The sequence below is a fragment of the Mycobacterium sp. genome (assembly GCF_036273375.1).
Taxonomy (GTDB): Bacteria; Actinomycetota; Actinomycetes; order Mycobacteriales; family Mycobacteriaceae; genus Mycobacterium.
Window position 1 is genome coordinate 1 of the sequence record NZ_DASUHS010000010.1, and the last position, 10,548, is coordinate 10,548.

The following is a 10,548-nucleotide window of genomic DNA, read 5'->3' on the forward strand; positions in this document are numbered from 1 at the left end:
CGTCCCACTGCTCGCGTTCGGCGACAACAGGATCCAGGCCTGTATCGATGACCCGCAGCTTGTCGATCTCCATAGCCTTGGCCGCCGCCTCCAGGAACGGGGCCTCCTCGCTGATGGCGACCCCTTCGGGCGTGCGCTGAAGGGTGAAGGCCGACAACGAGTCGACGATGTTGGCATACATCACCACCGTGTCGGTGTCGACCATCGTGCACACCGTGTCCAGATGCATCTGCGCGCGCCGCTGAGCGATCGGCACCGCGAGAACCGTGTGCGCGAGGTCGTCGTCAAACAGACTGCGGGCCAACGCTTCCGCGCCGGCGGGAGTGGTCCGCTCGCCGACACCGACCGCGATCACGCCGGGCGCCAGCAGCAGCACGTCGCCGCCCTCGACGGGGGCGGTGCGCGACTCGTAGGCACGCCGCACGCCGGTGAACCGGGGGTGATGGGCGTAGATGAGATCGGTCAGCGATGCCTCGCGGATGCGGGCGCGCAGGGCGAGCGTCGGGATCACCACCCGCTGAGCGATCCAGATCGACGAGTCGCGGGTGAACACCAGGTTGGGCAGCGGGTCGATGACGAAATCGCCGCCGTGATGCATGCGCAGCACCAACGACACGTCGGTCCGGGTGCCCGAGGGCAACTCGTTGAACGTCATGCCGACCATCAGCACCTGGGCCAGCCGGGCCGGCTCGAGGCCCCGCAGATATGCCGAAAGCTCCTGCGCCAAAGGCACTCCGAGTCGTCGCGCGTCGACGGCGGCCGCGACGCCCTGCATCCGGGCGGCTCCGCTGTGCGTCAGCGCCTCGGTGAGCAAGTCGGACAACAGCAGCACCTCGATGCCGCGGGAACGCAACAGCGCAGCGAACTGGTCATGCTCGTCTTGCGCGCGGGCGACCCACGGCAGGCCGTCGAACAGCAGCTGGTCGACGTTGCCCGGATTCAGGCGGAGCAGCTCGGCGCCGGGGCGGTGCAGGATGACCACGCGCAACGCGCCGACCTCAGAATTGGTGCCCAGCTCGACAACACCCACAGCTCAACCGTAGCGGCGGCGGGCCGCGCAGTCCCGTTGCCACACGCCCGTCGCGCGGCCCCGCGCCATCGAACGAATGTGCGATAAACTCGGTCGCGTGGAGATCGCGGTCCAAGGCTCCCTGTTCCAGCACACCGAACGCAGACAACTCGGCGACGGCGCGTTCATCGAGATCCGTGCCGGCTGGCTCACCGATGCCGACGGCCTGCTGGACGCCTTGCTGGCGACGGCGCCGTGGCGCGAGGAGCGCCGACAGATGTACGACCGGGTCGTCGACGTGCCGCGGCTGGTGAGCTTTCATGACCTCGCCGTCGATGAGCCGCCGCATCCGGAGCTGGCCCGGCTGCGACGCCGGCTCAACGACATCTACGCCGGCGAGCTCGGAGAGCCGTTCACCACGGTCGGGTTGTGCTGCTATCGCGACGGCTCGGACAGCGTGGCCTGGCACGGCGACACCATCGGCCGCAGCAGTTCCGAGGACACCATGGTGGCGATCGTCAGCCTGGGCGCCACCCGTTCTTTCGCGATGCGCCGCCGCGGCGGCGGCCCGTCCCTGCGGCTCCCCCAGGCGCACGGCGATCTGCTGGTGATGGGCGGATCGTGCCAACGCACCTGGGAGCACGCCGTGCCCAAGACGACGGCATCCGTCGGCCCGCGGGTGAGCATCCAGTTCCGCCCGCGCGGCGTGCGCTAGTGGAACGCTCAGGTACGCACCGCCGCCACCGCTTTGACGAGCAGGTCGCGCGCCCGCTGGGTGTCCACCGGAGCGACCGGCTGATCGGGCACCACCAGCGGGTTGGCGATGACGATCACCTGGTAGTCGCCGAATGCGGCCGAATAGTCATACAGCTCGCCGGTGCGTGGACCACCCGGCGTCAACGCCTGCATGACGCGATGCACTCCCAGCGTGCGGGTGCTCTCGATCTGCGGCACCTCGACCACCTGGACACCGCCCCGCATCTGCGGGCCGGTGAAGGTCACCTTGTTGCAATCCTTCCCAGGGTCGTTGAACGGCAACGCTTTTGAGGTCTCCAGCGCTATCACCACGAACCGGTTGCCACGGCCCTCAGCGGTGACCGCGGACATGTTGCCCTGCAGGTCCGCCGGCATGTCCGGCCCGGCCGCGACTTTCGCGCAGTTCGCGGGGTCGAACGTCAACCCGTCGGGCAGTTTGCGGCCGGCCAGCACCTTGGGATCGATTCCCCGTTCGCTGATGTCGCTGACCTTGTACTCGGGTCCGAAGCTGAACTTCACGTCGACGACCTTGTTGATGTCGACCTTCGCCGGGTGAGTGGCCGATGAGCAGCCGGCCAGGACGCAGACAGCCGCGGCCGCGAGCAACATCTTGGACATCGTGGCCAATCTACCCAAGCGGAAAGCTCAGCTGCGCAACGTGGACACCGTTTTGGCGAGCAGATCCACGGCGAATTGCGGCGGCAGCACCGGAAGCGCCGAACCCGGATCGGTGGTCAGGGTGGTAAACGCGTAGTAGCTGCCTAGATACGCGGTGAATGTGTAGGTGCGCGAATCTATTTCAGTGCCCGACTCGACGGATGACTTGACGTCGGCCACCATGCCGACGGTGTCGACACCATCGATGTGCGGCGCGTCGGTGAGGTGGACGTGTACCACGGTCCGCCCGGCGGTCTCCGACCATTGGGCACACGCGGTGACGAGGTCCTCCGGGAAATCCACCGGCGCTGGCAAAGCCACCACCACCGCGGCGACGATGCCGCCGCTCCCCGATCCCGAGATGCCCTGCGCCGACTGGTCGCGCCCGTTCCCGGGGTCGGCCAGCGTCCCGCACTTGGCCGGCTTGGCCTGCAGGTCGTCCCCCAGGCCCCAGATCACCCTGGGTGAAGCGGCGCTAGGGATTCTGGTGGTCACCTCGTAGCCGGGCGGCAGGTCGCGAACGACCCGTTTGATATTGGCGGGGTTGACGGCAGCGGTGTTGCTCAGCGGCGATTTTGCCGGAACGGCCGACGGAGCGTGTGCGGGTGGATGAGCGCACCCGGCGACGGCCAACGTTAGCGCTGTAGTCACCGCCGGGCCAATCCCGAACGGCCGCATGAGGAGTTGATAGCACAGGACACCGCCATACCGTCTCCCCCACGCCTGTGCCGGGGCTTGTCGGATAACTTCCGTCACACGAGTAGCGGCTCGGGAAGGACGATGTCATCCCCAAACGTGCTAGCGCATGCGCCAGCGGATTTGGAAGTCACCTAATGGTCCGCAGACTGGCCGCAGTTGCAGCACTATGCCGCCACCCGATCTCAGCCGACCGCCGCGATAACCTGCCGGGCCACGCGCTTGATCTGCTCGGCCTCGTCACGCCGCAGGTGGTGCGGGTGCGGCACGTCGATCACGGTGGTGATGACGCCGACGTCTTCGCGCTGCCAGACGGCTCCGTAGCGGTCCATGATCGCGCGCATCGGTCCGTTGTCGGAAAGCATTCGCGCGGAGAACCTTTCCACGCCGTCGAGCTCGGCGGCTATGGACAGCGCGCCAATCAAGAAGGTGCCGACGCCGCGGCCCTGATAGGCATCGGCGACGGTGAAGGCGATTTCGGCGACCGTCGGGTCGTTCTCGTCGCGCACAAAGCGCGCGTCGGCCACCGGGTCGCTGCCGTCGGTGACCACCCACACGAAGTGATCGACATAGTCGACCTCCGACAGGTAGTGCATCAATGCGGGAGTAGGAAGCCGCGGGGTCATGAAACGCCGATACAGCGTGTCGCTGGAGAAGTAGATGTGTCCGTGCACGGTGCGCTCGCTGTCACCGGGGAGCACCGGGCGCAGCAACAGCAGTGTGCCGTCACGCACCCGAATTGGGATCGGCGTGATGAACGCGGCGAGACGCTGGCGCACGGTGCGCAGCAGCCGCGGCGTGATGCCCGGGATGTACACCATGCTGGCGAAGGCCCTGGTGTCACCGATCCAGCCGGTCAGCGGTTCGGCGGTGGTCACCGTCGCCGTCCGGGGAATGTCACGCAGCAGGGCGATTTCGCCGACAATCATGCCGGGGGAGGCATGCTCGACCATCACCACGCCGTCGTCACCCACGTGTTTGATCTCGGCGGTACCCGACGAGATCAGCAGAAACGAGACGGCCTGCTCCCCCTGCCGCATCAGCACCTGGCCGGCCGGGGCGCGCAGTGGCTGCAGGCGCCCCGCCAACGGGGCAAGGTCTTCGGCGGGACATCCCTCGAAGATGTCCATCGTCGCCAGCTCGTCCACCCGGGCGCCGGTCAGTCCGGCCACCGTTATAGACCGCCGCCCGCAGCATCGCGACACCACTCTGCGCGTCGCGGTGATGCCATGACCTGCCCGCCTGCTTGCCGTCGTCTACCGCGCCAGCCCGAAGACTGCTGGATGCGGTCGGATGTTGCCCAGGTTATGAGCACAGTTGCGGCTCCGGCAAGGACGCAGGGGGTCACTTGTGAATCTTGCGGCCCACCGGCAAGCAGATTCGCGTACTTTCGCAGCGCGGAGCGTCTGGCACTGTCAGGCGATCTTTTGACTCGGCTCCGACACGAGATCCACCACGATCGCGGCCATGTCATCGATCGCGTGCCGGGCGATGACTTCGTAACCGTGGGTGCTCAGCGTGGGCAGGCACAGCAGGCCGGCGCGGGCGGTCAACCCGTAGGCCTTGGCGTGCGACGCATCGGATTCGAAGGCGCCGAGCGCGGCCGGCTGCGGCGACAGCTCCAGGTCTGTGGCGATCTTCAGGAGCCGGTCGGCAACCTCTTTGTCGTAGACGCACAACGCGTCGCTGTAACCAATGATCGGACCGCCGGTGACGCTGGTGTTGTATTCGCGTTCCGTGGGGCCGACCTCGAGGGCCAGGGTGAGGTCGCCGGGCAGGTGAGAGCTGGCGTAGGTACCCCCCACGCCGCCGATCTCTTCGTTGGTGGTGAACACGATGTAGACGTCGTCGGCGGGTCGTTGCCCGCGCTCGTGCAGCAGGCGAGAGGCCCGCAGCAGGGCGGTCACCGCGGCGCGGTCGTCGAGGAAGTAAGCGCCGACGTAGTCTCCCATCTCGACCAGATCCCTCTTGCTGCGCTCGACGCACACCCGCGTGCCGGCGTGCACTCCGGCGTCGGCCAATTCAGCGCCGTTGCGGCCGGTGAAGACGTACACGTGCTGCCAGTCCAGCGCGCGGTCGCCTTGATCGGGCTTGGTCTCCCAGATCCGCTGGCTCTCGATGGTGGTGTGCTCGGAGCCGAGAGTCAGTACTGCGGTGAGGGTTTCGTTGTCACCGAGCACGGCCACCGGGCCCAGGCCGAAGTTACCCGGATACATTATTCCGAGCTGCGTCAAATGCAGTGTGCCATCAGGTTCCACGCGCTTGACGATCATGGACAGTTCGTCCATGTGTGCCATCACCCGCGTTGCGGTGCCGGGTTCGGACGTCGTCCGGTGGCGGTGGTCGTGCGCGCTGGCATCGGCGGACGAAAGGTCGGCGGCGATATATCCAATCAAGTTACCGGCGTCGTCGGTCCACATGTCGTCGACAACGGGTTGCAGTTCGCGGGCACACACGGCGCGTACCGCGTCCTCCTGCCCGCACGGCCCATAAGTCCACAACAGTTCTTGCAGCAACTCGTCGATGGAGTCGCCGTCGCGGTGCGCCATGAGATCCTCTCCGTCATCGGGTTCAGAGGATCAGTACCCGTACTGGCTTGCGGCTACCCAACGGGGGATGTTCAGGCGAGCGCGACGCCCAGTTCTTGAGCGAACACCTTGATCATGTGCTGGACCGCGATTTCGTTGCGTCCGATGATCATGTGGTCGTGCTGGCCGTGCCGGACACCCTCGCCGCACTGGGGCAACATGGCGAAGTCCTCGTCGCGAACGGCCGCGTGCACCCCTTCGTAGACCGCGTCGTAGGCCGCTCTCATCTCATCGTTGGTGGCCGGGATGCGGCCCATCCAGCTGTGGCGGACCGTGCAGCGGGTCGGCTCACCGGCGGGCAACATGTCGATGATCTCCACCCCCACCGGGCTGTTGGCCAGGATGAGGTTCGGATATACCCAATAGATCACCCCCATGTTCGCCGAGGGGTCGAGCGAGGCCGTGGGGTCTGCGTCGGCGTTGGTGATCCAGGCGAAGGGAAACCCGATGCGGTGATGCTTGCCGAACTCGTCGTACACCATCGTGTTGGCCAGGGTGTTCTGCCCGATGAGGCTCTCGCCGTGCACGTACGGGAAGTGGTACCCCTCGGCGAACGCCTCCAGGGCGCCCTTCCACGACACTTCGGACGTGAATTCGCGCTGCGTGTGGTAGCCGTAGGACTCGTAGTTCCACAGCCCCAGTTCGGTACCGAATTCTCCGAGGTGCGCGTCGAGGTCAATGGCCGCATCGGCGGTCAGCACCGCCCAGATGAAGCCGTGTCGCTCCTCGGAGGGCAGTTCCACCAGGCCGTAGTCCTTGGTGTCCATCGAATCGAAGCCTGCCTTGCCCGGGACGGCGAACAGTTCACCGGTGTTGCGGTATGTCCAGGCGTGATAGGGGCAGACGAACCGCGACGCGTTGCCCGAGCCGCAGGCCGGCATCGCGCCGCGGTGCCGGCAGTAGTTGAGCAAGACGTGGCTGGCACCGGACCGGTCGCGGGTGACCAGCAGCGAATCGCCCAGCACCGAGCGCACCACGTAGTCGTTCTTGTTCGGTACCTGCGCCGACGGGACGATGGCCAGCGGCACCCTGCGCAGAATCTGCGATTCCTCGATCTCGGTGAGCTTGGGGTCGCGGTAGTAGTGCAACGGCACCCGCAGTTCACGCTCGGCCAGGTCGGTCGTCTTGTCCAGGGCATGACGCAGCCCCCGCCGCGTCAGCGTCTCGTCGGTACCGCTCACCGGTTTGTCGATCGTCGTCACCGTGGTCTCCTTCTCCGCGATGCTTCGGACCATACACTCACTATCGTTTGTATTGTCAAGGACGCCGCCCGGCGTGTGCGACGATCACGCAATGCGCCGGCACGGCTGGTCGGGTGACATCCCGGCCGACGACGATGAGGCGGTCGCGCGCATCCTGAGCGCGACGCGCAGCGCCATCGACGCGCGCGGGACCGTAAGCGTCTCCGAGGTCGCGACGACTCTCGGCGTGACGCGACAGACGATCTACCGCTACTTCCCGACTCACGAGGCGCTGTTGGGTGCGACGGCACTGTCCTCAGTGGACGGGTTCCTGGATCGCCTTGCGGCGCATCTGGGTTCGATCACCGACCCGACGGAGGCGGTGGTGGAGGGCATCGCCTACACGTTTGAGCAACTCGCGCACGACAAGTACCTCGGCCTGGTGTTCCAACCCGGAAAGGCCAGCGCGTTCACCGCGGGCGTCACGTCGGACGTGGCCATTTCATTTGGCCGGTCGATCCTGCAGCGATTCGAAGTCGATTGGGCCATAGCGGGATTCGTCGAGGGCAGGCTCGACGAACTGGTCGAGATCATGTTGCGTACCGTGCAGTCGCTGATCGTCGACCCAGGCCGTCCACCGCGCACCGGACACCAGCTGCGACGGTTCCTCGCGGACTGGGTCGCGCCTGCGGTCCGCGCCCACGCCGCCGTCGAGCGCTGAGGCACCACGGGCGCTTGGCTACCTCCCGTTGAATCGCGGCTCGCGTTTGGCGGCGAAGGCAGCCAGTCCTTCCTTGGCGTCCTCGGAGCGAACCACCTCGACGACGAATCGCTGCTCGATCCGTCGCGCGTCTTCCTCGTCGATCCACCCGCTGTTGATCACCGAGGCCTTGGCGTTGCGAACGGCCAAGGGGCCGTTGGCCGCAACGCGAGCCGCGATCTCGCGAGCCTTGTTCAACGACTGGCCCGTCGGCACCACATGACCCACCAGACCGAAGTGGTAGGCCTCAGCGGCCGTCAGCGGATCGCCGGTCAGGATCATCTCCATCGCCTTGGTGTAGGGAATCTGACGCTTGAGCCGAACGGTCGAGCCCGCCCCGGCGATCAGTCCCCATCTGGCTTCCGGCAGGCCGAACACCGCCTGCTCCTCGGCGATCCGAATGTCGGTCTGCTGCAACATTTCACAGCCACCGCCCAAACACGGACCGTTGACGGCGGCGATCAACGGCTTCGTCAAGGAGCGGCTTAGCAGCAGGCCTTCGCTGATTACGCTGCCACGCGGCTTACCTTCCGCAGCGGGCGCCGTCTTGGGTCCGCGGGTCATCCATCCATCGGCGAGGTCGCCACCCACGCAGTATGACGAACCGGCACCGGTGAGGATGGCGGCACGGATGCCGTCGTCGGCGTCGATCTCATCCCATGCCTTCGCCATCAACGTGATCATCGACGGAGTCAGCGCATTTCGCCGACGCGGATTGTTCATGGTGAGCACGACGACGCTGCCGTCGCGCTCCACCTTCAACTGCGGTTCTTCGCCCTGCGATTCGTCGGCCACATCAACTCCTGTCCACGCAACCCGTCAGCTCACGGCGTCCGGGTCTGCCAACGAGATGAGGATGTGCGATGGCGTCGGGCCGCCCTGGTGCAATTCGTAGCGCCCGCCGGCCAAGGCTCGGCGGGCCGGCTTGCTGGGCACCAGATGGGGAAAGTCATAGGTGGTGATCGTCAGGAGCAGTCGGTGGCCCGCGGGAATCAACGCGGCCGTCGGAAAGATCTCCACGTCGTAGCGGGTCACCTCCCCTGGCACGACGGGCTGCGCCGCCGACCGCGTGCTGAGGTGCTGCGGTCGCAACACGGTGCCGTCGGGCAGGTACCACGTGCGGTCCGGGTCCAGCTTCCGGTGCGAGCCCAGCAGCGCGCCCTGGGTCAGCGGGCGGCTGGCCCCGTCGGGCGCGACGTCGTCGAGGTAAGCGACCCACACTGTCTCGGTAGTGCTGGCCGTGGCGTGGATGGTCAGTGCGATCGGGCCGGCCACCAGCTTCGCCGCGCCGAACGGCTCGGTGGTGTAGGTCAGCGCGCCGCGCTGCAGGCGGCGGTTGACCTGGTCATAACGGATGCTGCGCCCCCGTTGGGAGAACATGAAGCTGTTCAATCCCAGCGACCACTGCTCCAGGCTGCGGCCGGACAGGGGTCCGCGCGCCACGTAGGTGAGTGGCGCCACGGTGCCGTCCGGCGAGGCGTCCGGACTCAGACGGCCCGCGTCGGACAGGTAGAACCGGGTGGGCGTCGCCTCGGTGAGCGGATAATTGTCGGCGCGATACCACTGTGAGCTTCCGATCGCCTGGAAGGTCAACGGCTTCCCGCAAATGGCCGCGTCGGCGTCGTCTTTGAGCCAGTGGTCGAACCAGCGCAACTGCAGCGCGTTGAGGTGCAGTCCGCCGTGGTTGGACACGTGATACCACGGGCCCATCATCAGTCGGATCCGATCCGATACCGGCTGGCCGGGTTCCATCGGTGCGTCGTCGGGCCGGCCGACGGCTGCGTTCTGCAGCGCGGCGTAATTCAGCGGCGCCCCGCGTTGGAACGCGTCGTGCCACCCGCCGACGAGGAAGGTCGCAACGCCGTTGGCGGCGACCTTGGAGAGGACCAACCCCGGACTCATCGCGTCCCAAAATGGGCCGTCATACGCGGTTTCGCCGCCTGCGACAACCTCGGCGATCAGGGGTCGGAAGTAGCGGCGCTGGTCGCGTCCGCGCTGCCGAACCGCGGCGAGGCCGCCGGAGCGCGGTCGCGCGTGACCGCCGCGGGCGAGCCACTCCAGGGTCGGGTTGACCACGTTGAGCAGCGTGTAGACGGACCCGTATCCGCGGACCGCGTGCAGGTGCGGCACGCCGCCCATCGTGGCGGCGTCGCGATAGAAATCGCGGGCCGCCATCACCGGGAAGATCGCTTTCAGCGGCGAGTCCGGGCCTACCGCGGCCGCGGTGAACAGCTGGTTGATCGCCAGGTAGGACAGCCCCACCATGCCGACGCGACCATTGGCGTTGGGCAGCGCGGACGCCCACCGCACCAACTCCACCCCGTCCTGCGTCTGCCGCTCGCCGCACATCTCGAACGAACCGCCAGAGGATCCGGTCCCGCGGACGTCGACCATCACCTCGATGTAGCCGCGTTTGATCAGGTAGGGAGCCGCGCCGCCGCCGATCTGGGCGGCCGGCGGCGGCGCCTTCTTGCCGTAGGGCGTGATCGACAGCAGCACGGGAAACGGACCCGCGGCGGGCTGTCGGGTCTCGGGCACCGTGGGGTAATGGATATCGACCCTCAAGTCGACACCGTCACTCATCGGCACCGCAACGTTGTGTTGCACCCCCACGCCGTATGTCGCCGGGGGCGACGTCCACTCCGGCGCGAACGGCGAAGGGCTGGTGTTGCGAGGGCGTCGCGTCCGGGGCGCGCGCCGAAAACGCGGGGTGGCCATCAGGACGTTTTCACCACGGTCCAAAGACGATCGGGATCCCGTCCCTCTCACCATCGGCAGCTCCCCCTGACGCCCGCGGCGGCACCGCCGCGAATTACTCCAAGAATTTAGCGCAAGGCCTTGCGTGGGGCTGAGCGGCATCGAGGATGCCGCGGCCTCTTTCGCCAGCCTTTGCATCCGATG

Annotated in this window: 10 protein-coding genes; 2 read left to right on the plus strand and 8 right to left on the minus strand. The window is 67.0% G+C overall.

All coding sequences use genetic code 11. From position 1 onward, the window contains the following. Positions 1 to 1,030, minus strand: a 1,030-nt coding sequence (locus VFW69_RS01110; protein WP_526497284.1) for an arginine deiminase, incomplete at its 3' end; no start/stop codon positions are given. A gap of 97 nt (positions 1,031 to 1,127) precedes the next feature. On the opposite strand from VFW69_RS01110, the gene VFW69_RS01115 reads away from it, so the two are divergent. Beyond that, positions 1,128 to 1,724: an alpha-ketoglutarate-dependent dioxygenase AlkB gene (locus VFW69_RS01115; RefSeq protein WP_526497286.1), complete on the plus strand. Its 597-nt coding sequence runs from the start codon at positions 1,128 to 1,130 to the stop codon at positions 1,722 to 1,724. Positions 1,725 to 1,732: 8 nt separating this feature from the next. Here the strand turns inward: VFW69_RS01115 and VFW69_RS01120 are convergent, their stop codons facing one another. The 5 genes from VFW69_RS01120 to VFW69_RS01140 form a co-directional block, all read right to left on the minus strand. Then, positions 1,733 to 2,383, minus strand: coding sequence for a DUF5642 family protein (locus VFW69_RS01120; RefSeq protein WP_526497288.1), 651 nt, complete (start codon positions 2,381 to 2,383; stop codon positions 1,733 to 1,735). Positions 2,384 to 2,410: 27 nt separating this feature from the next. Continuing rightward, entirely contained in the window at positions 2,411 to 3,100 is a 690-nt protein-coding gene (locus tag VFW69_RS01125) for a DUF5642 family protein (RefSeq protein ID WP_526497290.1), read from the minus strand. 203 nt (positions 3,101 to 3,303) lie between these two features. Next, a complete protein-coding gene (pat, locus tag VFW69_RS01130; protein ID WP_526497299.1) occupies positions 3,304 to 4,248 on the minus strand; it encodes an acetyltransferase Pat in 945 nt (314 codons plus the stop codon). A 285-nt stretch (positions 4,249 to 4,533) separates the two neighbouring features. Beyond that, the gene (locus VFW69_RS01135; protein WP_526497292.1) at positions 4,534 to 5,667 is read right to left on the minus strand and encodes a M42 family metallopeptidase; all 1,134 of its coding nucleotides are present in this window, start codon (positions 5,665 to 5,667) and stop codon (positions 4,534 to 4,536) included. 71 nt (positions 5,668 to 5,738) lie between these two features. Next, complete coding sequence (locus VFW69_RS01140) at positions 5,739 to 6,941, minus strand: aromatic ring-hydroxylating oxygenase subunit alpha (protein WP_526497294.1); 1,203 nt, start codon at positions 6,939 to 6,941, stop codon at positions 5,739 to 5,741. Between the two features lie 58 nt (positions 6,942 to 6,999). Between VFW69_RS01140 and VFW69_RS01145 the strand changes: the two genes are divergently transcribed. Continuing rightward, entirely contained in the window at positions 7,000 to 7,608 is a 609-nt protein-coding gene (locus tag VFW69_RS01145; protein ID WP_526497301.1) for a TetR/AcrR family transcriptional regulator, read from the plus strand. 18 nt (positions 7,609 to 7,626) lie between these two features. Here VFW69_RS01145 and VFW69_RS01150 read toward each other — a convergent pair whose 3' ends face one another. Together VFW69_RS01150 and VFW69_RS01155 are read right to left on the minus strand one after the other, a co-directional pair. Beyond that, positions 7,627 to 8,442 (minus strand): enoyl-CoA hydratase/isomerase family protein, encoded by an 816-nt coding sequence (locus tag VFW69_RS01150; protein WP_526497297.1) that lies wholly within the window; start codon positions 8,440 to 8,442, stop codon positions 7,627 to 7,629. A gap of 24 nt (positions 8,443 to 8,466) precedes the next feature. Further along, positions 8,467 to 10,260 (minus strand): CocE/NonD family hydrolase, encoded by a 1,794-nt coding sequence (locus tag VFW69_RS01155; RefSeq protein WP_526497303.1) that lies wholly within the window; start codon positions 10,258 to 10,260, stop codon positions 8,467 to 8,469. Positions 10,261 to 10,548: the final 288 nt, after the last annotated feature.

Excerpts from the sequence above, each read along its gene's own strand:
- VFW69_RS01125 (WP_526497290.1), bottom strand. The coding sequence starts at position 3,100 with ATGCGGCCGTTCGGGATTGGCCCGGCGGTGACTACAGCGCTAACGTTG.
- VFW69_RS01145 (WP_526497301.1), top strand. The coding sequence starts at position 7,000 with ATGCGCCGGCACGGCTGGTCGGGTGACATCCCGGCCGACGACGATGAG.
- VFW69_RS01120 (WP_526497288.1), bottom strand. The coding sequence starts at position 2,383 with ATGTCCAAGATGTTGCTCGCGGCCGCGGCTGTCTGCGTCCTGGCCGGC.
- VFW69_RS01135 (WP_526497292.1), bottom strand. The coding sequence starts at position 5,667 with ATGGCGCACCGCGACGGCGACTCCATCGACGAGTTGCTGCAAGAACTG.
- pat (WP_526497299.1), bottom strand. The coding sequence starts at position 4,248 with ATGGACATCTTCGAGGGATGTCCCGCCGAAGACCTTGCCCCGTTGGCG.
- VFW69_RS01140 (WP_526497294.1), bottom strand. The coding sequence starts at position 6,941 with ATGGTCCGAAGCATCGCGGAGAAGGAGACCACGGTGACGACGATCGAC.